The organism is Mesorhizobium sp. P3_A2 (assembly GCF_056403115.1).
The window spans coordinates 56,769-79,323 of the sequence record NZ_JBFUGC010000001.1 but is presented as its reverse complement, the minus strand read 5'-3'; the positions used below and the strand labels follow the sequence as shown (position 1 = coordinate 79,323).

The following is a 22,555-nucleotide window of genomic DNA, read 5'->3' as shown; positions in this document are numbered from 1 at the left end:
TCAATCGGAAATCAGTTCGCGATCGGTTCCGTCGGCACCATGCTGGGCGTCGGCATCGAGATCGGCGTGACCTTCAGGTGAGGCTTCATCGTGTTGTCGGGGCAGGTGTCGCCGATCTTCGTCCATGAGGTGTTGTTGAGCACGAGGTCGCAGCGGGCCATGTGGCTCTGGTCGGAAACCGTCAGGCAAGCGACCTGGCCGACCTGGTACGACTTGCCATTGGCCAGGCATTCCTGATCGGCCAGGGCCGCTGCGGGTGCAGCCATGGCAAATGCCAGGCCGATTGGACAAAGAAGGAATCGTATGGTCATGGAACCCCAGCCGCCATGCTGATTTCCGACTGAATGGCGCGATTGTGGCGATATCAGGGTTCGGCAGCTATCAGGCCGGCAGCAAGGCCAGATCGATCGCCACCGGCACATGGTCGGACGGTTTTTCCCAGGCGCGCACGTGCTTTTCGATCGACGCCGAGGAAAAGCGGTTGGCGGCTTCGGGCGACAACAGCAGATGGTCGATGCGAATGCCGTTGTTCTTCTGCCAGGCGCCGGCCTGGTAATCCCAGAATGTGTATACGTCGGCGGCGTCGGTGACGGCGCGCACCGCCTCGGTGAAGCCGAGATTCTTCAGCCGCCGGAAGGCCTGCCGGGTCTGCGGCTGGAACAGCGCATCGCCAAGCCAGTTCTCGGGGAACCGCGCGTCGATCGGCTCGGGGATGACATTGTAGTCACCGGCCAGCACCAGCGCCTCTTCTAGCAGCAGCTGCTGCTCGGCCCAGCGATGCAGCCGCTCCATCCAGGACAGCTTGTAGGGGAACTTCTTGTCGTCATCGATCGGGTTGCCGTTGGGTAGATAGAGCGAGGCGACGCGCAGCGCGCCCTGGTCGGTCGAGAACACGCCCTCGATGAAGCGCGCCTGCTCATCCGTGTCGTCGCCCGGCAGGCCTCTGATCACCTCGTCGAAGGGCAGCTTCGACAGCAAGGCGACGCCGTTAAAGCCCTTCTGGCCATGGGTTTCGACATTGTAGCCAAGCGCCTCGATCTCGGCGCGCGGGAACTGTTCGTCGACCGTCTTGATCTCCTGCAGGCAGACGATGTCGGGTTGGCTTTCGGTCAGCCAATGGGTGAGGTTGCCCATACGGGCGCGAACGCCGTTGATGTTCCAGGTGACGATTTTCATGGGCGGCCTCAGGGATGTTCGGGCGGGAGACGTTCGACAAGCCCGATCGTATTGCCTGCCGGGTCCTTTAGAAAGGCCATCCACTCGCTTTCCCCCGCTGGACCGAACGTGCCTTCGCTGTCGCGATGAACAAGCGCCGGCGGTGCGGTGAAGGGAACGCCTGCGGCTTTCGCCTCGGCATGGAAGGCTTCGAGCCCAGCTATGTCGAGATAGACGGTGCCGGCCGGCACGCCGTCGGTGAACAACAGCCTGATACCGCCGGCCATGATGAAGGCGATGCCGGGCGGATCGTAACGGGCGTGAACACCCAGGCCGAGCACGTCGCGCCAGAACGCCAGCGTCACGTCGAGATCGCGCCCGGCCGACAGCGCGACCTGACGGACCGCGCCGATCGCAGGCATCTGATTAAATGGAGAAACTGGTGCCGCAGCCGCAGGAGGCGACTGCATTCGGGTTGCGGATCTGGAACGACTGACCCATCAGATCGTCGACGAAGTCGATCACCGAGCCGCCCATGTAGACCAGCGAGAGGTCGTCGATCAGCACGGTGGCACCGTCCTTTTCGATGGCGACGTCGTCGTCGTTGCGGGTATCGACCAAGTCGAACTTGTAGGAAAAGCCGGAGCAACCGCCGCCTTCGACGGAGACGCGCAGCGCCGTCTTGCCGGCTTCGCCAGAGACGATTTTGGCGATCCGCCTGGCGGCGGAGTCGGTCATTTCGACTTTCATGGCAGTCTTGGCATCAGCGCCCATGGGCGTCACCTTGCTTTCGGTTTCACATGATAGGTATGAAGCGGGAAGGGGCAAGTCAACTGCGGCGGCATCAGCCATGACAAATGAGCTTGGCGACATCGGGTTCGGCTATCGGCCGCGTGCGGCCTATGCCAGTGATCCCGCCAAGTCGCGTGGGCGGCTCTATGACGAGGTAGAAAGCCCGACCCGAACGCCATTCCAGCGCGACCGCGACCGCATCATCCATTCCACCGCGTTCCGCCGGCTTAAGCACAAGACGCAGGTGTTCGTCGCCCATGAGGGCGACCACTATCGCACCCGGCTGACGCATTCGATCGAGGTGGCGCAGATCGCGCGCGCTTTGGCGCGGGCGCTGCGCGGCGACGAGGATCTGGCCGAGGCGGTCGCCCTGGTGCACGATTTCGGCCACACGCCGTTCGGTCATACCGGCGAGGACGCGCTGAACGAGCGGATGTCCGCATGGGGCGGCTTCGATCATAATGCGCAGTCGCTGCGCGTGGTGACGCGGCTGGAGCGGCGCTATGCCGAGTTCGACGGGCTGAACCTGACGTGGGAGACGCTGGAAGGCCTGGTCAAGCACAATGGCCCGCTGACCGATGCCAGGGGAAAAGGCCTTAAGGGTCCGGTGCCGCAGGCGATCCGCGACTATTCCGAACTGCACGACCTCGAACTCGACCGTTTTGCCGGGATCGAAGCGCAATGCGCGGCGATCGCCGACGACATCGCCTACAACACCCACGACATAGATGACGGCCTGCGCTCCGGCTTCCTGACGTTGGACATGCTGGAGACGGTTGCGCTGCCGGGATCGATCCTCGAAAGCGTGCGCGCACGCTATCCCGGCCTCGACGACGTGCGCACCGGCCATGAACTGATGCGCCGGCAGATCACGATGATGGTCGAGGATGTCATCGTTTCGACCACCGCCAACCTGGAGCGCATCAAGCCTGACAGTGCCGAAGCGGTACGGGCGGCGGGCGAGACGATGGTGACGTTTTCGGCCGGGATGGCGGCGACCGAGAAGGAATTGAAGGCGTTTCTCTACAAGCACCTCTACCGGCATGACGAGGTGATGCGCGTGCGTGGCGATGCCGAACAGATCGTGCGCGACCTGTTCGATGTCTATTTCGCCGATCCGCGCGCCATGCCGGATGGCTGGCGCGAAGGGCTCGACCGGGCCGAGGATCGCATCAAGGCGCGCAGCGTCGCCGATTTCCTGGCGGGGATGACGGACACCTACGCCTTGAAGGAACACCGCCGTCTGTTTGACCATACGCCCGATTTAAGCTAGGGCGGGCGCGATTTGCCGGCCAATGAGCCGGTTCTCCTGCACAGTCCGCCAGAGCAAGACCCATGAACATCTTCGCCGATTTCAGCGCGCGAACCACAAAAGCCGTCGAAGCGCTTGATTTGAAAGACAGTAATGGCGTTTCGCCTGACCTGTCGCGCATCGCCGTGGAGCCGCCGCGCGACGCCAGCCATGGCGATCTCGCCACCAATGCGGCGATGGTGCTGGCCAAGCCGACCGGACAGAACCCGCGCGCGCTGGCCGAACGGCTGGTGGAAGTGCTGCGCGCTGACGCCGACGTCGCTGGCGCCGATGTTGCCGGCCCGGGCTTCGTCAATCTCAGGCTCAAGGACGCTTTCTGGCAGGCGCATCTGACCGCGCTGCTCGGCCAGGGCCGCAACTATGGCCGCTCGACCATCGGTGGTGGCCGCAAGACCAATGTCGAATATGTCTCGGCCAACCCGACCGGGCCGATGCATGTCGGTCATTGCCGGGGCGCGGTGGTCGGCGACACGCTGGCCAATCTGATGGCCTTCGCCGGCTATGACGTGACCAAGGAATACATAATCAACGACGCCGGCTCGCAGATCGACGTGCTCGGGCGTTCGGCCTTTCTGCGCTACCGCGAAGCGCTGGGCGACGACATTGGCGAGATACCGTCCGGTCTCTACCCCGGTGATTACCTGGTGCCGGTCGGTCAGGCGCTGGTCGCGGAATTTGGCCGCAAGCTGTTGCAGATGCCTGATGACGAGGCGCTGGCCATCGTCAAGGACCGCACCATCGATGCGATGATGGCGATGATCCGCGCCGATCTGGCGCTGCTCAACGTCCATCACGACGTGTTCTTCTCCGAGCGCACGCTGCATGCCGACAACGCCAAGAAGATCCGCTCGGCGATCAACGATCTGACGCTGAAGGGCCATATCTACAAGGGCAAGCTGCCGCCGCCCAAGGGCGAGAAGCCGGACGACTGGGAAGACCGCGAGCAGACGCTGTTCCGCTCGACCGCGGTTGGCGACGATATGGACCGGGCGCTGGTCAAGTCCGATGGCTCGTTCACCTATTTCGCCGCTGACGTCGCCTATCTCAAGGACAAGGTCGATCGCGGCTTTGTCGACCTGATCTATGTGCTGGGCGCCGACCATGGCGGCTATGTCAAACGGCTGGAAGCGCTGGCGCGGGCGATTTCCGGCGATGATCTGAAGCTCCAGCTGACCGTGCTGCTGTGCAATCTGGTGAAGCTGTTTCGCGACGGCGAACCGGTTCGGATGTCGAAGCGGTCGGGTGACTTCGTGACACTGCGCGAAGTGGTGGAGGAGGTGGGTCGCGATGCGATCCGCTTCATGATGCTCTATCGCAAGAGCGATGCGCCGCTCGACTTCGACTTTGCCAAGGTGACCGAGCAGTCGAAGGACAACCCGGTGTTCTACGTGCAGTACGCCTCGGCGCGCTGCCATTCGGTGTTCCGGCAGGCGAGCGAGCAGTTGGGCGAGGCGAATTTCGACCGCAACAGCCTGGCGGCCGCCTCGGCGTCGCTCACTGACGAGGGCGAGATCGGGCTTATCCGGAAGCTGGCTGAATATCCCCGGCTGATCGAATCCGCAGCCCTTGCGCTGGAACCGCATCGGCTGGCATTCTACCTCTACGATCTGGCCTCCAGCTTCCACGGACACTGGAACCGGGGCACCGATAATCCGGACTTACGTTTTGTTAAGGTTAACGACCGACAATTGACGCATGCCAGACTAGGGCTGGTGCAGGCTGTTTCGGATGTTTTGACCTCCGGCCTGACGCTGATTGGGGCTGATGCGCCCACCGAAATGCGTTAGGTTTGACTAAAAAACCTGTCACCATTTGCCCACATTGCGCTGGTAAGGGCCAACCCTACGCGACGTCCATGGCGTCCGAATGAGTGCGAGTTCGGGAACAATAATGGCAGACAGAACCCAGCTGAGAGCAGCCGACAACAACGACATCGCCGAGGATGATCCGTTCGCGGAACTGACCAGGATCATGGGTTTTGATCCACGCCAGCCGGTCAAGCCACAGGCGCCGGTCGTCCAGAAGGTTGCGGACGAGGGCGATTTCGACATCGACCTCGAGAAGGAGTTGATGGGCGAACTCGGCGACGATCTTGTCTCCGTGGAGGTTAGCCAGCCAACTCCCGAGGTTCACCAACCTGCCGCCGAGAGTCGCGAGCCGGCTTTCGAAACCGCCGATGCCGCGATGGACGATGCGCTCGCCGCTTCGCTGGACCATGATTTCGTGTTCGACGACGCCGCCGATCATGATTTTTTTGGTGCTCGCCCGCAGGCCGTGGCGCCAGCCGCCGAGCCTTCGTTTGCCGAGCCTGCACTCGACGAACCTGCATTCGACGACGATTTCGACATGGCTGTCGCCAGCTCGCTGGAAAACGTGTCGCCGCTCGAAGACGACCTGCCGATGGACGACGAGCTTGCCGCTTCGCTCGAGCAGGGATTGCTGCTCGATAACGATGTCGCCGATGGCGTTGCCCATGGCGCGGCTGTTGCCGACGTTGCTGCGCCTGCTGACGATGTCGCATTCGACGATGATTTCGACAATGCCGTCTCGCTGTCGCTGGAAGACGAACTGACGCTGGACGCAAATGTGCCGGCGCAGCACCAGTATGCCGCTCCGGCAACCGAGGCGCCGGTCGTGGATGCCGGCGACCACGCTATTGCCGACGAGGATTTTTCCGGCCATTTCGACGACGCGATGGCCGATGTCGACATGGATTTCGCTGCCCGGGATTTCGCTGGCCAGGATTTCGAGCCTCAGGCTTTCGAAGCTCAGCCTGTTGAAGCCGAGGCTCCGGAAGAGCGCGATCTGGACGTCAGCAATCTGGAGGCTAGCGCCCCGGTTGAGATCGATGCGCCGGAAGCCGATGAGATGCCGGCCTGGACTGCGGAGGCAAGCCCCTCCCATGAGGCCGCGCACGAAGCGTTCGACGATTTCGATCTGAGCATCGACGACGCGGTTGCCGACCACGAGTCGGCTGCCGAGGTCGCCGCCGCCCCGGTCCAGCCAGCGCCGGTTCAGGAAGCTCCGGTCGCCCATGCCTATGTGGCGCCCGCCGTTGTGGCGACCCCGGCCGCGCCGGCCGCTGACGAACGGACTTTGGAAGATGAACTCAACGCGCTGCTTGGCGCGATGACCACACCACGACCGGCGCCAGTCATCGAGCCCACAAGGGCCTATGAGCCTGTCGTCCCGGTGCAGCGGTCCGCCGCGGCGCCGGCGGCTCCTGGCGACAATCTCGACTGGGACCTGGACGAACACGCGCCTGCGCAGGCTCCTCAAGTCGCCGCGACCCAGAACGATGCCGAATTCGACGATCTGCTTGCCGGTGAACTCGAGGGCCATGAGCCCGAGATCGAGTTCGACGATCATGCCTTCGACGCGGCCCTGGCCAAGGGCATCGATCTCGGTGATGACGACACAGCCGCGCCGGTCGCTGGCGATTGGCGCTCGACGCCGCCGGAGCCGGCGCGTTCGTGGAGCCGCGTGACCCCGACCCCCGCCCAGCCTTCCTTTGCAGCGCAGCCCCAGGCTTCTATTGCAGAAAAGCCTTCCATGCCTGCGGCAGCCGCACCAACCTATCGCGACCAGCCGGTCGCGGCGGCCGCCTATGTGGCGCCGGCGCCGACGCGCGAAGCGCCGCCTCCGGCTTATGACGAAATGCCGGATGTCGAGACGGTCGATGTGCCGGAGCGCGTGGTGGCGATCGCCGATGACCTCGATATTCCCGAGCTCAGCTTCCAGGAAGACGAGCCGGCGGCCTATGACGATATCGACGCCGAATTCGCCGGCCTGCTTACCGACATGAACGCGGTGGAAGTGGCGCAGCCGCCTGCGGCCACGCGCAGCGCCGCCTATGACGACGAATCCTACAGCTCCGGCTTCAATTCTGGCCATGAGCTCGACCAGCGCGCCTATGCTGCGCGGCCGGCCGAAGTACTTGCGGCGACGCAGAATGCCTACGCCGGTGCAGCCGGTGGCTTCGACCTGGGCGATTTGCCCGGCAGCCAGCCGGTTTCGCAGGCCGACGATTTCGCGGTCGACGAACTCGACTACGATCCGGACCTGGACGAAGCGATGGCGGTGCCGGGCCTGGCTGAACAGGAAGCCGCAAAGCCGCGCCGGAGCGGCCTGTTTATCGCCGGGGTCGTCGGCGCGGTGGCTGTTATCGGTGGCCTCGGTGCCTTTGCCCTGTCCTTTGGCGGCAAGGGCGGCAGCGACGCCCCGGTGATCGTCAAGGCCGACAACACCCCGATCAAGGTCAAGCCGGAAAATCCGGGCGGCGCTGTCGTGCCGAACCAGGACAATAAGGTTTATGACGCGGTCGCCAAGGGCACCAAACCGGCCGAGCCGGTGCAGGAGAAGCTGGTCACATCAACCGAAGAGCCGGTCGATGTGAAGGCACAGGAGCCGGAAAGCCGCGTTGTCGATCTGTCGCCCGACGAGACCGACGCTGCCCCTGGCACTGGTGCCGCCGGCAACCCCGACGCCGCCGGCAATCCGGAAGCGGCCGTCGCACCGGCACCCAAGTCCGAGGATCGCATCGCGCAGGTGCTGCAGGAAGCCGACAAGAACCCCGATACGGTCGCCGTTGCCCCGCGCAAGGTGCGGACCATGGTGGTCAAGCCTGACGGCTCCCTGGTGGCACGCGAGGACCCGACGCCGGCTGCGCCGCAGATTGCGGCTGCCGAGCCGCTTGACCCGGCGCCGCAGCACGTCGCCCCTTCAGCCGATGCCGAGCAGACCGGCACCGTGGCGCCTGCCACCGATCAGGCAAACAGCGACCAGGCAAGTGCCGAGACCGCCAAGCCGGTCAAGCCGGTGAAGCCGGCGGCTACACCAAAGGTTGAGACCCAGTCCGCCAATACGCCGGAGACGGTTGCCGTGGCGCCGCAGCGCCCGTCCGACCAGCCGGTCGACGTGGTCGGCGAGGTCAAGCCCGACCAGGTTGCCTCCATTCCGGCGACGGCTTCGACATCAGGCGGCGGTTCGTGGTCGATGCAGATTGCTTCGCAGCCGACGGTCGAAAGCGCCCAGGCCAACTATGCCGACCTGCAGCGCCGCTATGGCAGCGTGCTTGCGGGCCGCACCGCCAACATCGTCAAGGCGGAGATCGCCGGCAAGGGCACCTTCTACCGTGTCCGCGTCCCGGCGCAGTCGCGTAACGATGCGATCAATCTGTGCACCAGCTACAAGGCTGCCGGCGGCAACTGCTTCGTGTCGCGCTAAGACCTGACCAATCATCAAAGCCGGCGCGTTCCCAAAGGGTCGCGCCGGCTTTTTCATGTGGATGGGCGTGGGGTTCGGAGGCTTACGGCCCAGGGTGATTCCCTTTGACGGCGCGAAGCCCTAAACTGACGGGATGACCGAATCAAAATCCATGATCCTCGGCTGTGCCGGGAAATCGCTCACTCGCGACGAAATCCGCTTCTATCGCAATGAATGCCCGTGGGGCTTCATTTTGTTTGCGCGCAACATCGGCGAGACCGAGCAGATCCGCGATCTGGTCGCCGAAATGCGCGACTGCATCGGGCGCCCCGATGCGCTGGTGTTCATCGACCAGGAAGGTGGAAGGGTGCAGCGCCTGCGGCCGCCTTTGGCGCCGAATTATCCTGCCGGCGGCGCGCTCGGCGCATTGTGGCGCAAGGACCATGACGCCGGCACCCGCGCCGCCTGGCTGATGGCACGGCTGCACGCCTTCGATCTCTTGCGCTACGGCATCTCGGCCGATTGCCTTCCGGTGCTGGATGTGCCGATCGAGGGCGCCAGCGACGTTATCGGCGCGCGTGCCTATGGCAAGGAGCCGCGCCCAGTCATAGAGCTCGGCCGCGCGGCGGCGGAAGGGCTGATGTCGGGGGGTGTGCTGCCGGTCATGAAGCACATTCCGGGCCATGGACGCGCCTTTGCCGACACGCATTTCGAACTGCCTGTTGTCGATGCCTCGCTGAGCGACCTGCAGCGGCATGATTTCGCCCCGTTCCGGGAGCTTAGCCATCTGCCGATGGCGATGACGGCGCATGTCGTCTACAGCGCCATCGATCCAAACAACCCGGCGACCACGTCGGGCAAGGTCATTGACGAGATCATCCGCCGCGAGATCGGCTTCGACGGGCTTCTGATGAGCGACGACACTTCGATGAAGGCACTTTCTGGGGATTTCCCGACAAAGGCGGCCTCGATCCTTGCGGCGGGCTGCGATCTGGTCCTTCACTGCAATGGCGTTTTCGAGGAGATGGCGGGCATCGCATCGCGAACCACAGGACTTGAAGGGACGTCGCTGGAACGCGCCAAGCGGGCGCTGACCTATATAAGGGATCGTGACCGGGCCGACGAAACCGAGATACGCGCCGAGTTTGCCACCTATTTCGACGCGGTGGCCTAGACCAAAAAGGAAGCAGGGCTAAGTGGCGGAAACATTGGACAGCAAGGCTGCGAAGGCCGCACCGATGGACCGTCTGTGGGCCGAGAACGACGATTCACGCGTCACCGGCGATCCGTCGCTGGTCGTCGATGTCGCCGGTTTCGAAGGTCCCCTTGACCTTCTTCTGCACCTTGCCCGCACACAGAAGGTCGATCTGGCGCGCATTTCGATCCTGGCGCTGGTCGAGCAATATCTGACCTTTGTCGAGACGGCGAGGGCGCTGCGGCTCGAGCTTGCCGCCGACTATCTGGTGATGGCGGCCTGGCTGGCCTTCCTCAAGTCGAAGCTTTTGATCCCCAAGCAGCCCGGCGAGGAAGGCGAGAGCGGCGAGGAACTGGCGGCGGTGCTGCAGTTCCGGCTGAAACGGCTGGAGGCCATGCGCGACGCCTCGGCGCGGCTGGTCAACCGCAACCGGCTCGGCCGCGACGTGTTTGCGCGCGGCATGCCCGAAATGGTCATCGTCGAGAAGCGCAACGCCTATTCGGCTTCGCTCTACGACCTGCTCACCGCCTATGCCCAGCAGCGGCAGAAACAGGCGATCACCAATGTGACGATCGCCCGGCGCGGCGTCTGGTCGCTCAAGGATGCGCGCGACATTCTGGCCCGGCTGATCGGTTCGATGCGCGACTGGACGACGCTCGACAGCTTCCTGATAGAATATATGACGAGCCCGGAAGAACGGCGCACGGCGATCGCCAGTTCGTTCGCCGCGACGCTGGAGTTGGTGCGCGAGCGCCAGATCGATGTGCGGCAGGACCAGGCATTTGCGCCGATCTATCTGCGCGACCACCGGGCATCGGCAATCAAGGCAGTTGAGGTGGCATCATGAGCGAACGCGCCAACGCTTCGGTCATTCCGTTCAAGGTCGAAGAAGAGACGGAGGAGGGCATTATCGCCCAGGACCCGACCGAGACCCACAATTCGTCCCAGAACGCGCCCATGAACCCCGGCGAACGGCTGCATATGGCGGAAGCCGTGCGCATGGCCGAGGCGATCGTGTTCGCCAGCGCCGAGCCGGTCAGTGAAAAACAGCTCGCAGCCAGACTGCCCGACGGCATCAACATCGCCGCGGCGATGGCCGAGCTGCAGCAGATCTATGCGCGGCGCGGCGTCAATCTGGTGCGGGTCGGCGATGCCTGGGCATTCCGAACCGCCGGCGATCTCGCCTTCCTGATGAGCAGGGATACCGTTCAGCAAAGGAAGCTCTCACGCGCGGCGCTCGAAGTGCTGGCGATCATCGCCTACCACCAGCCGGTGACGCGTGCCGAGATCGAGGACATCAGAGGCGTCGAGACGTCGAAGGGTACGCTCGACACGCTTCTGGAGACGGAATGGGTGCGGATGCGCGGCCGTCGCCGCACGCCCGGCCGTCCGGTCACTTACGGTACGACGGACAGTTTCCTCGACCATTTCGCGCTGGAGGAAATCCGCGATCTTCCCGGCATGGACGAGTTGAAAGGGGCCGGGCTGCTTTCCGGCCGCATGCCGTCGAATTTCGCCATCCCGCTGCCGCCGGCCGATCCGGACGCGCTGACCGAGGACGAGGATGCGCTGACCGACATCGACCTCGAGGAACTCGGCCTGTTGACGCCGCGCGTCACGGAAGATTGACCGCGAGCCGCTGTCAAAAAGCTGCATTGCGGTTGTAGATGCGCCGATTGGTAGCGGGCAGCTTTACCGAAAATGCGTGACATAAGCCGCGCCTTCATAAACTTTGTCGCGGTTGTGTTTGAATCCCAACGCGAAAACGCATAGATCATCGCCAGGGAAAACATCCGAGAGAGAGTTACAATGGGTTCATTTTCGATTTGGCACTGGATGATCGTGCTGGTGATCGTGCTGCTGGTGTTCGGCCGCGGCAAGATTCCCGAGCTGATGGGCGACATGGCCAAGGGCATCAAGAGCTTCAAGAAGGGCATGGCCGACGACGACACCGCCGATGACAAGCGCACCGTCGAGCACCGCCCCGACGAGACCGTTTCGGCCGTGAAGGAAAAGGCCAGCAAGAGCTGAGCCCAAGGTTCTAGTCGGAACAGATTGCCATGTTTGAAGTCGGCTGGACCGAAATGCTGGTGATCGCGATCGTCATGATCGTGGTCGTCGGGCCTAAGGATTTGCCAAATATGCTGCGCACCTTCGGCCGCACGACGGCGAAGCTGCGCGCCATGGCCGCCGACTTCCAGAAGCAGTTCAACGAGGCGCTGAAGGAAGCCGAACTCGACGACGTCAAGAAGTCGGTCGATACGCTGCGAAGCCTTAATCCGGCAGCCGAGATCCGCAAGCAGCTCAATCCGTTCGAACAGGCGGCAGCCGACGTGCGCTCCGGCGTAGACGCGGTGATGAAGCCGAAGCCTGCGGTTGATCCCTCGACGCCGGCGGCAGAGACACCGCAGGCAGCGGAGCCGCTCAAGAACGGCGCGACGGTGATGCCTGGTATCGACGGACCGGAAGCAGCGCCGGCGGCGCCGATCTTTCCGGCCATGACCGACGAGTCCGTGGTAACGCCGGCTGTTGCAACGGCAACGCCACCGAAAGCGCCTGCAAAAAAGGCACCGGCACCGAAGCAAGCGAACGCCCCGGCAACCAAGACGGCGGCAACCAAGTCAGCACCGGCAAAGGCCGCACCGGCGGCGAAGGCTTCGGCCAAACTGTCAGCAGCGCCCGCCAAGGTGGCGCCGGCAAAAGCCGCCAAATCAGCTGCTGCACCAAAGGCAACTACAAAGGCTGACCCGAAGCCTGCGCCGGTCAAAAAGCCTGCGCCTAAGAAGACGGCGGGAGCCGCCAAGTGAGCATTTCGGACAGCGAAAAGGACGAGATCGAGAAGTCGTCGGCTCCGCTGATGGAGCATCTGATCGAGCTGCGCCGGCGATTGATCTGGTCGATCGGTGGCTTCTTCGTCGCTTTCCTCGTCTGCTTCTTCTTTGCCAAAAAACTGTTCAACCTTTTGGTCATTCCGTTCAAATGGGCGACGCAATGGGCAGGGCTCGATCCGCACAAGGTCGAGCTGATCTATACGGCGCCGCAGGAATTCTTCTTCACGCAGGTCAAGCTCGCCATGTTCGGCGGTATGGTCATCGCCTTTCCGCTGATCGCCACGCAAATCTACAAATTCATCGCGCCCGGCCTCTACAAGAACGAACGCAACGCCTTCCTGCCGTTCCTGTTCGCCTCGCCGATCCTGTTCCTGATGGGCGCGTCGCTGGTCTATTTCTTCTTCACGCCGATGGTGATGTGGTTCTTCCTCGCCATGCAGCAGGCCGGCACCGACGACCAGGTGCAGATTTCGCTGCTGCCGAAAGTGTCGGAATATCTCAGCCTGATCATGACGCTGATCTTCTCCTTCGGCCTGGTGTTCCAATTGCCGGTGGTGACCAGCCTGATGACGCGCGTCGGCATGCTGTCGTCGAAGGCGCTGGCCGAAAAGCGCAAATGGGCGATCGTCATCGCCTTCGTCGTCGCGGCGGTGCTGACGCCGCCCGATCCGATGAGCCAGATTGGCTTGGCCATCCCGACTATCCTGCTTTACGAAGTGTCGATCTGGGCGGCCCGGTTCATCGAGCGCGATCAGGTCAAGCAGAAGCTGGCGCGCGAGAAGCAGGAAGCTGCCGAAGCCGTGGCCGAAAAGGCAGCGAAAGCCTCCTCGACGCAGGCTCCCTCCTAGCCGCACCGTTCTGGTGTCCGCGTCTGCGGAAAAACGCGACGGTCGCTGAACGCTCGTCTTGCATCGATCAAGGATGCGGTTTACGCCCTCTGGCCTAGCTCAGGAGCGTACTACCCATGCTTGATATCAAATGGATTCGCGACAACCCGAAGGCCCTTGTCGAGGCGCTGGCCAAGCGCTCGTGGTCGGCTGACGAGGCGCAGTCCACGGTCGATGATCTGATCGCCAGGGACGAGGCTCGTCGCGAGCACGTCACCGAATTGCAGACCAAGCAGGAGCGCCGCAACGCCGCCTCGAAGGAGATCGGCAACGCCATGCGCTCGGGCGACGCAGCCCTTGCCGAAAAGCTCAAGGCCGAAGTCGGCGACATCAAGACCTTCATCCAGAATGGCGAGGCGCGCGAGCGCGAACTCGACAAGGCGCTGAACGACGCGCTGGCGGTGCTGCCCAACGTGCCGCTCGACGACGTTCCGGTCGGCAAGGACGAGCACGACAATGTCGTCAGGCACATCGTCGGCAAGGTGCCGACGCGCCCGAATTGGGTGAAAGAGCATTTCGAGATCGGCGAAGCGCTCGGCATGATGGATTTCGAGCGGGCGGCAAAGCTGTCGGGGTCGCGCTTCACGGTGCTGAAGAGCGGGCTGGCGCGCATGGAACGCGCCATCGGTCAGTTCATGCTCGACTTGCATACGACCGAGCACGGCTATGAGGAAATCATCCCGCCGCTGATGGTCAAGGACGAAGTTCTGTTCGGCACCAACCAGTTGCCGAAATTCGAGGACGATCTGTTCTTCACGCCCCATGGCGATGGCCGGCTGGGCCTGATCCCCACTGCCGAGGTGCCGCTCACCAATCTGGTGCGCGAAGAAATCACAGCGCATGAAAAACTGCCGCTGCGCTACACCGCGCTGACGCCGTGCTTTCGCTCGGAAGCGGGTTCGGCCGGGCGAGACACGCGCGGCATGCTGCGCCAGCACCAGTTCAACAAGGTCGAGCTGGTCTCGATCACCGACCAGGAGTCTTCGCTGGCCGAGCATGAGCGGATGACGCAATGCGCCGAAGAAGTGCTGAAGCGGCTGGAACTGCCGTTCCGCACCATGGTGCTGTGCACCGGCGACATGGGCTTTGGCGCGCGCAAGACCTACGACATCGAGGTCTGGCTGCCCGGGCAGAACGCCTATCGTGAGATCTCGTCCTGCTCGGTCTGTGGCGATTTCCAGGCCCGGCGCATGGATGCCCGCTACAAGGACCGGGACGGCAAGGGCAACCGCTTCGTCCATACGCTCAACGGCTCGGGTACTGCCGTCGGCCGCGCGCTTATTGCTGTCATCGAAAACTACCAGAATGAGGATGGCAGCGTAACCATTCCTGAAGTGCTGCGGCCTTACATGGGTGGTCTGGCGAAGATCGAATCGAGATAATGCGCATTCTTCTGACCAATGATGACGGCATCCACGCCGAGGGCCTGGCGTCGCTCGAACGTATCGCCCGAACGCTGTCGGACGACGTCTGGGTGGTGGCGCCGGAGCAGGACCAGTCGGGCTATGCGCATTCGCTGTCGATCTCGGAGCCGCTCAGGCTGCGCAAGATTGGCGAGAAACACTATGCCGTGCGCGGCACACCGACCGACTGCGTCATCATGGGCGTAAAGAAGATCCTGCCCGGCCCGCCTGACCTTATCCTGTCGGGCGTCAATTCCGGCGCCAACATCGCGGACGACGTCACCTATTCCGGCACCGTCGCCGGCGCCATGGAAGGCGCGCTGCTCGGCATCCGCTCGATCGCGCTCAGCCAGGGCTATTCCTATGTCGGCGAGGATCGCGTTGTTCCCTACGAGACCACCGAGACGCTGGCGCCGGCGCTGCTGAAGAAGCTGGTCGCCATGCCGCTGCCGGACGGCGTGCTGCTCAACGTCAATTTTCCGAATTGTTTGCCAGACGAGGTCGCCGGCACTGTGGTCACCTCGCAAGGCAAGCTGGTGCACAGCCTGTGGGTCGACGAGCGCCGCGACGGGCGCGGCCTGCCTTATTACTGGCTGCGCTTCGGCCGCGAGCCGGTCGAAGGCAAGCAAGGCACCGACCTCTACGCCTTGCGCAATCGGCTGGTGTCAGTGACGCCGCTGCAGCTCGACCTCACCGCGCATGAAATCCGCGATCAACTGACCAAGGCACTCGCATAGATAGGTTTTGGCATGAACAAGGTGTTGGCATGAATCTGCCGCTCGACGACCGCGAGGGTTTCGCCGCTTTCCTGCTGCGCCTGCGTGGCCAGGGCGCGGTGCCGAAGGCGCTGATCGCCGCCTTTGAAGCGACGCCGCGGCGCGGCTTCCTCAACGGACAGTACCATTCCATCGCCTGGTCGGACGGCATGCTGCCGATCGAATGCGGCGAGGCGATCGAAGGCGCCGACCTGCAGGCCGCGGTGATCGCATCGTTGGCAATAGAGTCCGGCAACCGCGTGCTCGAGATCGGCACCGGTTCCGGCTACACGGCGGCGGTGATGTCGCGGCTGGCGGCGCGGGTCGTCTCGATCGACCGCTACAAGACGCTGACTGAGCAGGCCAAGCAACGCTTCGAGGCACTCGGCATCGGCAACGTCGTCGTGCGTCAGGCGGACGGTTCTAGCGGGCTTGCCAATGAAGGGCCGTTCGACCGCATCGTCGCCTGGGCGGCATTCGACAGCCTGCCGCGCTTCCTGCTCGACCAGTTGTCGAGCGGCGGCATCGTCATTGCGCCGATCGGGCCGGAAGAGGGCGAGCAGGTGCTGGCCAAGCTGACCAAGGTCGGCAGCCGTTTCGAGCGCGAGGATATTGGAACCGTGCGCCTGCAGCCGATCCTGCGCAGCGTCGCGGCAGTGATCTAGCAGCGCGTTCGAATATTTTAAGAAAATTTGCGTCGGATTCTAATGGGTTAACCCGCCAGTAACATTAACGCGCTTTAATCATGACCAGTGTGTACCGGGTCTGTGCGGGTTAGTGCGATGCAATTCAGTGTTTTGAAGGCAAACGGGCGTACTCTGTCGCGGGGTTGCGCTGTCCTCATGCTAGCCGGCGTGGCTGCGGGGTGTAGCTCCCAGGCCTCGCGGTTCAACGGTGTCGACGACGTCTTCACCTCCTCGACCAACAATCAGCGCGCCATCATCGACAAGCAGAGCACCGCGCAGCCCTATCCGGGCGACGTTTCGGCCGCACCCGTCGATGGCAGCCACACCCAGTCGGTCAGCCGCTCCAGCCTCGAGCCGGTCACCGTCCAGCAGCTGCCGCCGCCAAGCCAGCCGGCAGCGGCGCCGATGCGCACCGCTTCCGCGCCAGCACTTGCACCGGCACCGCATGTCGACAGGACGACGACGACCGGCACCGTTCAGCCGGCAAGGCCGTTCAAGAATGCTGGTGAGTCCGATCCGAGACCGGCTGCTGCCGGCACGCCGCATGCGACCGAGATCGTGGTCAAGGATGGCGAGACCATTTCCGGCATCGCCCAGCGCTATCACGTGCCGGCCGATGTGATCATGAAGGTCAACGGCCTGAGCGCCACCAAGGGGCTGAAGACCGGCCAGAAGCTGGTCATCCCGGCCTACGCCTATTCGAGCAAGGGGACCGAGCCCAAACTTGCCGACGGCAAGCCGGCGAACAGCCCCAAGGTGCCGGCGCCGGAGAAGGTCGCCGTGCTGCCGCAGCAGCCAAAACTCAAGGACGGCAAATCCGCCGCTCAGGTCGACGCTTCGGCCGCCGCGAACAAGCCGAAGACCGACAAGCCGGCGCAGCAGACGGCTGCGGCCACGCCCAAGGCGGGTGCCGGCACCTATACCGTGCAGTCGGGCGACACCATGTCGTCAATCGCCAGGAAGACCGGCGTCGGCGTCGTCGCGCTGAAGCAGGCGAATGGTATGAAGGACGGTCTGCTCAAGATCGGCCAGACGCTGAAGGTTCCGGCCGGCGGCACTGCGACCGTCGCCAGCGCCAAGCCGGCAAAGGTTGATCCGGTGACGACGGCCACCACCCAGCCGGCGGCAAAGCCGACGGAGACGCTCGCCACCTACACGCCGCCGAAGAAGGACGCCAAGGTCATCCAGCAGGCCGAGGACGACGACGCTGTTGCGCCGGATGCCACCGGCATCGGCAAGATGCGCTGGCCGGTGCGTGGCCGCGTCATCTCCAGCTTTGGTGGCGGCAAGGACGGTGTCGACATCGCGGTGCCGGAGGGGACGCCGGTCAAGGCGGCCGAGAATGGCGTCGTCATCTATGCCGGCGACGGCCTCAAGGAATTCGGCAACACGGTGCTGGTGCGCCACGAAAATGGGCTGGTCACCGTCTACGGCCACGCCAGTTCGATCGAGGTGCAGCGCGGCCAGAAGGTCAAGCGCGGCCAGGAAATCGCGCTGTCGGGCATGAGCGGCACCACGGACTCGCCGAAGCTGCACTTCGAAGTGCGCAAGAACTCGGCCCCGGTCGATCCGTCCGGCTATCTCGAATAGAACAATAAACGATTGCAGGCCGTCTGACCTCCAGTCCGGCCCGCCGTCTCAGCCCGCCCTGCCAAGGGGCGGGCTTTTTCAGTTGCGGAAGATTGCCTGACGACCGGACTTAAAGATAATCCTGGAGGGTGTCGGCGACCATCTCCTCGAGGCTGCTGGCCTTAACGCCCAGAAGCGTCTCCGCGTCGGAGGAATCAATCAGCAAGGGGGTCTCGAAGAGGTACCTCATCTCGATCAGCTCATGCATGCCGAGCGCTTCCATCTCGGGGATGGAATAGGAGTGCGTCTCGGCAATATTCCGGCCAAGCATCGCCGCGGTCTTGCGGATAAGCTCGTTGGGCGAGGCGTATTGCGAGGGGACATGAAACGCCCGTCCCCATTCGCCGGTGTAGCGTGAGGCGGCGACGAGCGTCCTGGCGACGTCCTTGGTGAAGCTCCAGGCATGAGTGGCGTCGAGGTCACCAATGAAAGCGGTTGGCTTGCTCTCGATGATGGAGGGCAGCGCAATCAGCGAGAAGTAGCTGATCGCGCCGTGCCCGAGATAGTCGCTGGACCGGATTTCGATCGCCGGCACGCTGGCGCGGGCCGCCCGCTGCCACATGATCGTCCTGGCGGTTCCCTTCTTCGAATTTGGGTCCAGCGGCATGTCGGAGCGCAGCGGGTTTTCGCCATTCCTGCCGTAACCATAGAGGTTTCCAAGCACGATGAGCTTGGCGCCTACTGCTTCAGCGGCGCGCACGGTGCCGTCGATTATCGGGAAAAAGTCTGTTGGCCAGCGATGATATGTGGCCATGGCACACATGAAAACGGCATCGGCGCCCTGGCACACACGTGACAGCGCCGAGGCGTCCGTGGCGTCGGCCTGTACCGACCGCACATTCCGCAACACGTTCGAACCGATACTTCGGCTGGTCAGGATGACATCATGGCCTTCCTCGCCAAGAAGGCGAGCCGTCTCGCGACCAACCGGGCCCGCGCCGACAACAACATACGAACTCATCGCAACCTCTCTTCCGTGTTTAAAGGAGAGGCGGGAGTACAGGTTCGCGGCGTTGAAAATCGCGCGGGAATTGCCAAATCTTGAACAGGTTTCGCCATGAATCGAGAGAGCATGCTTCCGCAATTCGCTCCGGCCTCGTCCGACGTCACGATGGTTTGCCGACATATCGAGGCAGGCGTCCATCGGCTGCCCCGCGCGGCGCACCATCGCATCATGGTGCATGCAAGCGCGGCGACGCGTTCCTACTGCAATCAGGCCGGGCGATATTTCGTCAGGCGCGCCGGCGACATCGACCTTGTGCCGGCCGGCGAGGAGGGCGGTTTCGAGGCCGAAACCCCGTTCGACACGATGGAGATCGTCTTGCAGCCGGCCTTGATGGAAAGGGTCGCCGCGGAACTTGGCGGCAAGGCGCGAGCATCGCGGCTGGACACACGACATTTGCTGCGTGACCAGCGGATCGAGCATCTGGCTCGAGCGCTGCAGAGCGATCTCGCCGCAGGCGCGCCGAGTGGCCCTTTGTTTGCCGAAAGCATCGGCGCCGCGCTTGCGGTGAGGCTGCTCGACCTCGATGGCCCTGACATGGTTCGAGCGAACCGGTTGTCTGACGCCCAGCTCAAGCGTGTCCTCGAACACATCGAGGCCGCTCTCGACGAGCCGCTTTCGATCGATCGCTTGAGCCGGGTGGCCGGCGCGAGCAGTTCGCATCTGCGCACATGGTTCAAGGCGGCGATGGGCGTCACCTTGCATCGCTATGTGTTGCGACGCCGCGTGGAAAGGGCGTGCGTCCTGCTGCGGCGCGGCGATCTCAGCACGAGCGAGATAGCGGCGTTGACCGGCTTCGCGCACCAATCACACCTGGCGTATTGGATGCGCCGCGAGATCGGCCAGACGCCGCGCGACTTGCGACGGGCGCAGCCGCCCAAGTGACATTCAATCCTTTAGCGGCTTGCCGAGCCGTCCCGCCAGATCCTGCGTGAACTGCCAGGCGACGCGGCCGGAGCGGCTGCCGCGCGTCGTTGCCCATTCCAGCGCTTCGGCGCGCAGCTGCTCCGGGTCGATCGCCAGTCCGTGATGGCTGGCATAGCCGTTGACCATGTCGAGATATTCGTCCTGCGAGCATTTGTGAAAGCCGAGCCACAGGCCGAAACGGTCGGACAGCGAGACCTTTTCCTCGACCGCCTCGGACGGGTTGATGGCGGTCGAGCGCTCATTGTCGATCATGTCGCGCGGCAGCAGGTGCCGGCGGTTCGAGGTGGCGTAGAAGATGACATTGGCCGGGCGGCCCTCGACGCCGCCTTCAAGCGCTGCCTTCAGCGACTTGTAGGACGTGTCGTCATGGTCGAACGACAGATCGTCGCAAAACAGGATGATGCGGAAGGGCGCCGCCTTCAACTGGCCCATCAGCCTGGGCAGCGTATCGATGTCCTCGCGGTGGATTTCGATGAGCTTCAGCGGCAGGTCGGATTTGGCCTTGGCATTGATCTCGGCATGCACGGCCTTGACCAGCGAGGATTTGCCCATGCCGCGCGCGCCCCACAGCAGCACATTGTTGGCGGCGTGGCCGGCGGCGAAGCGCTCGGTGTTTTCGACGAGAATGTCGCGCACCCGGTCGACGCCGCGGATCAGGCCGATGTCGACGCGATTGACCTTGCGCACCGGCTCGAGATAGCCGGGATCGGCCTGCCAGACGAAGCAGTCGGCCACGGCAAGATCGGTTTGCGGCACGGGCGGCGGGGCGAGGCGGGTGACCGCCTCGATCAGGCGGTCGAGCTTTTGGTTCAGGGCCTCGATGGTGCTGTCGGTCATGTCTCGGTCTTTTTGTTTGTTCTGCAAACGTGCGCAGGGGCGGAAATCGTCCTGGTCCGGGCGATAAAAACTGGTTCCAAGCTTTTGTTTGAGCATGATCTTTTGTGCAAACCACGCCCTTTATCCGGGAGCATGCTCTAACACGGGTCAACCGGCCGGAAAAGCAGCCGAAAGCCGGGCTGTCCAGTTGCATTGGCAACTTTACCCACTATATTCCGGCCAAATTTGGCGAGGCCGCCTTATGGCCTTCTTCGTAACCAGGAGTTCTTGATGTTCGTCACACCGGCATACGCCCAAGCCACCGGAACTCCGCTTGGTCCGTTCGGGGATATCGGCATGATACTCCCATTCGTGCTGATCTTCGTGATCATGTATTTCCTCATCATCCGGCCACAGCGCGCGCAGCTGAAGAAGCGCCAGGAGATGCTCTCGGCCGTGCGCCGTGGCGACACGGTCATCACTGGCGGCGGCTTCGTCGGCAAGGTGACCAAGGTGATCGACGACCATGAGCTCGAGATCGACCTCGGCGGCGGCACCAAGGTGACGGCGCTGCGCTCGACGATCGCCGACGTGCGGGTCAAGGGCGAGCCGGTGGCCAACCAGAACGCCAAGAAGTAAGGTCCAGAACAGAACCGGATTTTGGGGCAGGGTAGACCAGCAACGGGCAACGCCATATGCGGTTTTCGCGCCTTACGAAGATCCTGATCGGGCTGGTGGTCGTGGTGGTGTTGGGCGTGCTGCTTGGCGCGCGCTCCCTGAAGCCGGACGGGACGCTCGACGATCTTCTTGCTTGGCTGCCCAAGCGGCACGCGAGCTTCGAGCAGCTGGGCGGCTCGCAGTTGCTGCTCGAAATCGACGAGGACGATGTGGTCAAGTCTCGTCTCGAGGCAGTGCTTGACGACATTCGCATGCTGCTGCGCGATGCTCGAGTTGGTTACAAGGGGCTTGGTCAGGCTGGCCGCGAGGTACATCTCAACGTTAGGGAACCAGCACAAGTCGATGCCGCAAAGGCAGCCCTGAAGATATTCACCGATCCGGTCGCCGGGGATAATCCGGTCAGGGAGATGCTGCTTGATGAACCGGAACCCGCACTTCTCAGGCTCACGCTGACGGATGAGGGCGTGAAGCTGCGGACGTCGATGGCGCTGGCGCAATCGATGGAAGTCGTCGAACGCCGGGTCAGCGACGGCATCAGTGTCGAACCGATCGTAAAGCCGCAAGGCAATGACCGCATCCTTGTTCAGGTGCCCGGCTTGCAGACGCCAGCTCGGCTTACTGACATTCTGGGGCAGCCCGGCAATTTGACCTTGCAGATGGTCGATACGACGATGCCGGTACAGGACGCTCTCAACGGCCGTCCGCCGGCAGGCTCCTCGGTGCTTTATTCGCAGGACGATCCGCCGGTTCCGTATCTGGTCGAAAACCGCGTCATTGTTTCCGGCGACAACATCGTCAATGCCCAGGCAACCTACAACTCGGCCATGAATGAGCCGGTTGTATCGTTCGCCTTCGATACCAAGGGTAAGACGCGTTTTGCCCAGGCGACCTCACAGAATGTCGGCAGACCCTTTGCGATAATCCTCGACAATCAGGTGCTTTCGGCGCCCATCATCCGCGAGCCGATCCTTGGCGGTACCGGTCAGATATCAGGCAACTTCACCAAGGAGAGCGCTCAGGATCTTGCCCTGCTTCTGCGTTCGGGCCCGATGCCGGCAAAGCTGAAAATAGTCGACGTGCGAACGATAGCGCCCGGCGGCGTTCAGAATTAGAATGGAAACCGACAGAGGCGATTGACGCTGAAACCGCTGCCAGCGGCAGCGCCGAATTGACCTTAGCGCGCTCGACAATCGACGATGTGCAGGGTAAGGGCGAGCCGGTGGCAAATAACAACGCCAAGAAATAACCGAATTGTCGGCGGAACGATCCGCCAGTATGCCC

At 63.2% G+C, this 22,555-nt stretch carries 22 protein-coding genes; 16 read left to right on the top strand and 6 right to left on the bottom strand.

Going from position 1 to position 22,555, the window contains the following annotated elements; translation table 11 throughout:
- Window positions 1-11: 11 nt before the first annotated feature.
- The 4 genes from AC1DXM_RS00345 to erpA form a co-directional block, all read right to left on the bottom strand.
- A complete protein-coding gene (locus AC1DXM_RS00345) occupies window positions 12-266 on the bottom strand; it encodes a hypothetical protein (RefSeq protein WP_477231253.1) in 255 nt (84 codons plus the stop codon).
- A 115-nt stretch (window positions 267-381) separates the two neighbouring features.
- Window positions 382-1,176, bottom strand: coding sequence for an exodeoxyribonuclease III (gene xth / locus AC1DXM_RS00340; RefSeq protein WP_477231252.1), 795 nt, complete (start codon window positions 1,174-1,176; stop codon window positions 382-384).
- Between the two features lie 8 nt (window positions 1,177-1,184).
- A complete protein-coding gene (locus AC1DXM_RS00335; RefSeq protein ID WP_477231251.1) occupies window positions 1,185-1,577 on the bottom strand; it encodes a VOC family protein in 393 nt (130 codons plus the stop codon).
- Window positions 1,578-1,581: 4 nt separating this feature from the next.
- A complete protein-coding gene (erpA, locus tag AC1DXM_RS00330; RefSeq protein WP_142865088.1) occupies window positions 1,582-1,929 on the bottom strand; it encodes an iron-sulfur cluster insertion protein ErpA in 348 nt (115 codons plus the stop codon).
- Window positions 1,930-2,005: 76 nt separating this feature from the next.
- Here erpA and AC1DXM_RS00325 point away from each other — a divergent pair, with 76 nt between their 5' ends.
- From AC1DXM_RS00325 to AC1DXM_RS00265, 13 genes are all read left to right on the top strand, one after another.
- Entirely contained in the window at window positions 2,006-3,220 is a 1,215-nt protein-coding gene (locus AC1DXM_RS00325) for a deoxyguanosinetriphosphate triphosphohydrolase (protein ID WP_477231250.1), read from the top strand.
- Window positions 3,221-3,282: 62 nt separating this feature from the next.
- Window positions 3,283-5,046: an arginine--tRNA ligase gene (gene argS, locus AC1DXM_RS00320; RefSeq protein ID WP_477231249.1), complete on the top strand. Its 1,764-nt coding sequence runs from the start codon at window positions 3,283-3,285 to the stop codon at window positions 5,044-5,046.
- A gap of 103 nt (window positions 5,047-5,149) precedes the next feature.
- Complete coding sequence (locus AC1DXM_RS00315; protein WP_477231248.1) at window positions 5,150-8,485, top strand: SPOR domain-containing protein; 3,336 nt, start codon at window positions 5,150-5,152, stop codon at window positions 8,483-8,485.
- A gap of 133 nt (window positions 8,486-8,618) precedes the next feature.
- Window positions 8,619-9,638: a beta-N-acetylhexosaminidase gene (gene nagZ, locus AC1DXM_RS00310; RefSeq protein ID WP_455858973.1), complete on the top strand. Its 1,020-nt coding sequence runs from the start codon at window positions 8,619-8,621 to the stop codon at window positions 9,636-9,638.
- 64 nt (window positions 9,639-9,702) lie between these two features.
- Complete coding sequence (locus tag AC1DXM_RS00305; RefSeq protein WP_352588928.1) at window positions 9,703-10,506, top strand: segregation and condensation protein A; 804 nt, start codon at window positions 9,703-9,705, stop codon at window positions 10,504-10,506.
- The gene (scpB, locus tag AC1DXM_RS00300) at window positions 10,503-11,288 is read left to right on the top strand and encodes an SMC-Scp complex subunit ScpB (protein ID WP_477231247.1); all 786 of its coding nucleotides are present in this window, start codon (window positions 10,503-10,505) and stop codon (window positions 11,286-11,288) included. Before AC1DXM_RS00305 ends, scpB begins: the two co-directional genes overlap by 4 nt.
- A gap of 180 nt (window positions 11,289-11,468) precedes the next feature.
- Window positions 11,469-11,690, top strand: coding sequence for a twin-arginine translocase TatA/TatE family subunit (locus AC1DXM_RS00295; RefSeq protein WP_023667688.1), 222 nt, complete (start codon window positions 11,469-11,471; stop codon window positions 11,688-11,690).
- 29 nt (window positions 11,691-11,719) lie between these two features.
- Entirely contained in the window at window positions 11,720-12,466 is a 747-nt protein-coding gene (gene tatB, locus AC1DXM_RS00290; RefSeq protein ID WP_477231246.1) for a Sec-independent protein translocase protein TatB, read from the top strand.
- Entirely contained in the window at window positions 12,463-13,338 is an 876-nt protein-coding gene (gene tatC / locus AC1DXM_RS00285; RefSeq protein WP_477231245.1) for a twin-arginine translocase subunit TatC, read from the top strand. Before tatB ends, tatC begins: the two co-directional genes overlap by 4 nt.
- A 116-nt stretch (window positions 13,339-13,454) precedes the next feature.
- The gene (gene serS / locus AC1DXM_RS00280) at window positions 13,455-14,759 is read left to right on the top strand and encodes a serine--tRNA ligase (RefSeq protein ID WP_477231244.1); all 1,305 of its coding nucleotides are present in this window, start codon (window positions 13,455-13,457) and stop codon (window positions 14,757-14,759) included.
- A complete protein-coding gene (gene surE / locus AC1DXM_RS00275) occupies window positions 14,759-15,517 on the top strand; it encodes a 5'/3'-nucleotidase SurE (protein ID WP_477231243.1) in 759 nt (252 codons plus the stop codon). The genes serS and surE overlap by 1 nt, the downstream gene beginning before the upstream one ends.
- A 29-nt stretch (window positions 15,518-15,546) precedes the next feature.
- Window positions 15,547-16,200, top strand: a complete 654-nt coding sequence (locus tag AC1DXM_RS00270; protein WP_477231242.1) for a protein-L-isoaspartate(D-aspartate) O-methyltransferase — start codon at window positions 15,547-15,549, stop codon at window positions 16,198-16,200.
- A 117-nt stretch (window positions 16,201-16,317) separates the two neighbouring features.
- Entirely contained in the window at window positions 16,318-17,811 is a 1,494-nt protein-coding gene (locus AC1DXM_RS00265; protein ID WP_477231241.1) for a peptidoglycan DD-metalloendopeptidase family protein, read from the top strand.
- Between the two features lie 109 nt (window positions 17,812-17,920).
- Here the strand turns inward: AC1DXM_RS00265 and AC1DXM_RS00260 are convergent, their stop codons facing one another.
- Window positions 17,921-18,811: an NAD-dependent epimerase/dehydratase family protein gene (locus tag AC1DXM_RS00260; protein WP_477231936.1), complete on the bottom strand. Its 891-nt coding sequence runs from the start codon at window positions 18,809-18,811 to the stop codon at window positions 17,921-17,923.
- Window positions 18,812-18,922: 111 nt separating this feature from the next.
- On the opposite strand from AC1DXM_RS00260, the gene AC1DXM_RS00255 reads away from it, so the two are divergent.
- Window positions 18,923-19,738, top strand: coding sequence for an AraC family transcriptional regulator (locus AC1DXM_RS00255; RefSeq protein WP_192257299.1), 816 nt, complete (start codon window positions 18,923-18,925; stop codon window positions 19,736-19,738).
- 3 nt (window positions 19,739-19,741) lie between these two features.
- On the opposite strand, the gene AC1DXM_RS00250 is transcribed toward AC1DXM_RS00255, so the two are convergent.
- Window positions 19,742-20,617 carry an ATP-binding protein gene (locus AC1DXM_RS00250; RefSeq protein ID WP_477231240.1) on the bottom strand — a complete coding sequence of 292 codons (876 nt, stop codon included), beginning with the start codon at window positions 20,615-20,617 and terminating at the stop codon, window positions 19,742-19,744.
- A gap of 270 nt (window positions 20,618-20,887) precedes the next feature.
- Between AC1DXM_RS00250 and yajC the strand changes: the two genes are divergently transcribed.
- Both yajC and AC1DXM_RS00240 read left to right on the top strand, forming a co-directional pair.
- Window positions 20,888-21,235 carry a preprotein translocase subunit YajC gene (yajC, locus tag AC1DXM_RS00245; protein ID WP_112564772.1) on the top strand — a complete coding sequence of 116 codons (348 nt, stop codon included), beginning with the start codon at window positions 20,888-20,890 and terminating at the stop codon, window positions 21,233-21,235.
- A 56-nt stretch (window positions 21,236-21,291) separates the two neighbouring features.
- Window positions 21,292-22,386, top strand: a complete 1,095-nt coding sequence (locus AC1DXM_RS00240) for a SecDF P1 head subdomain-containing protein (RefSeq protein WP_477231239.1) — start codon at window positions 21,292-21,294, stop codon at window positions 22,384-22,386.
- Window positions 22,387-22,555 lie beyond the last annotated feature (169 nt).

Excerpts from the sequence above, each read along its gene's own strand:
- surE (WP_477231243.1), top strand. The coding sequence starts at position 14,759 with ATGCGCATTCTTCTGACCAATGATGACGGCATCCACGCCGAGGGCCTG.
- AC1DXM_RS00325 (WP_477231250.1), top strand. The coding sequence starts at position 2,006 with ATGACAAATGAGCTTGGCGACATCGGGTTCGGCTATCGGCCGCGTGCG.
- erpA (WP_142865088.1), bottom strand. The coding sequence starts at position 1,929 with ATGGGCGCTGATGCCAAGACTGCCATGAAAGTCGAAATGACCGACTCC.
- AC1DXM_RS00270 (WP_477231242.1), top strand. The coding sequence starts at position 15,547 with ATGAATCTGCCGCTCGACGACCGCGAGGGTTTCGCCGCTTTCCTGCTG.
- argS (WP_477231249.1), top strand. The coding sequence starts at position 3,283 with ATGAACATCTTCGCCGATTTCAGCGCGCGAACCACAAAAGCCGTCGAA.
- AC1DXM_RS00335 (WP_477231251.1), bottom strand. The coding sequence starts at position 1,577 with ATGCCTGCGATCGGCGCGGTCCGTCAGGTCGCGCTGTCGGCCGGGCGC.
- AC1DXM_RS00345 (WP_477231253.1), bottom strand. The coding sequence starts at position 266 with ATGGCTGCACCCGCAGCGGCCCTGGCCGATCAGGAATGCCTGGCCAAT.
- AC1DXM_RS00250 (WP_477231240.1), bottom strand. The coding sequence starts at position 20,617 with ATGACCGACAGCACCATCGAGGCCCTGAACCAAAAGCTCGACCGCCTG.
- AC1DXM_RS00265 (WP_477231241.1), top strand. The coding sequence starts at position 16,318 with ATGCAATTCAGTGTTTTGAAGGCAAACGGGCGTACTCTGTCGCGGGGT.
- AC1DXM_RS00295 (WP_023667688.1), top strand. The coding sequence starts at position 11,469 with ATGGGTTCATTTTCGATTTGGCACTGGATGATCGTGCTGGTGATCGTG.
- AC1DXM_RS00255 (WP_192257299.1), top strand. The coding sequence starts at position 18,923 with ATGCTTCCGCAATTCGCTCCGGCCTCGTCCGACGTCACGATGGTTTGC.
- xth (WP_477231252.1), bottom strand. The coding sequence starts at position 1,176 with ATGAAAATCGTCACCTGGAACATCAACGGCGTTCGCGCCCGTATGGGC.
- AC1DXM_RS00315 (WP_477231248.1), top strand. The coding sequence starts at position 5,150 with ATGGCAGACAGAACCCAGCTGAGAGCAGCCGACAACAACGACATCGCC.
- scpB (WP_477231247.1), top strand. The coding sequence starts at position 10,503 with ATGAGCGAACGCGCCAACGCTTCGGTCATTCCGTTCAAGGTCGAAGAA.
- AC1DXM_RS00260 (WP_477231936.1), bottom strand. The coding sequence starts at position 18,811 with ATGAGTTCGTATGTTGTTGTCGGCGCGGGCCCGGTTGGTCGCGAGACG.
- AC1DXM_RS00240 (WP_477231239.1), top strand. The coding sequence starts at position 21,292 with ATGCGGTTTTCGCGCCTTACGAAGATCCTGATCGGGCTGGTGGTCGTG.
- yajC (WP_112564772.1), top strand. The coding sequence starts at position 20,888 with ATGTTCGTCACACCGGCATACGCCCAAGCCACCGGAACTCCGCTTGGT.
- serS (WP_477231244.1), top strand. The coding sequence starts at position 13,455 with ATGCTTGATATCAAATGGATTCGCGACAACCCGAAGGCCCTTGTCGAG.
- AC1DXM_RS00305 (WP_352588928.1), top strand. The coding sequence starts at position 9,703 with ATGGACCGTCTGTGGGCCGAGAACGACGATTCACGCGTCACCGGCGAT.
- nagZ (WP_455858973.1), top strand. The coding sequence starts at position 8,619 with ATGACCGAATCAAAATCCATGATCCTCGGCTGTGCCGGGAAATCGCTC.
- tatB (WP_477231246.1), top strand. The coding sequence starts at position 11,720 with ATGTTTGAAGTCGGCTGGACCGAAATGCTGGTGATCGCGATCGTCATG.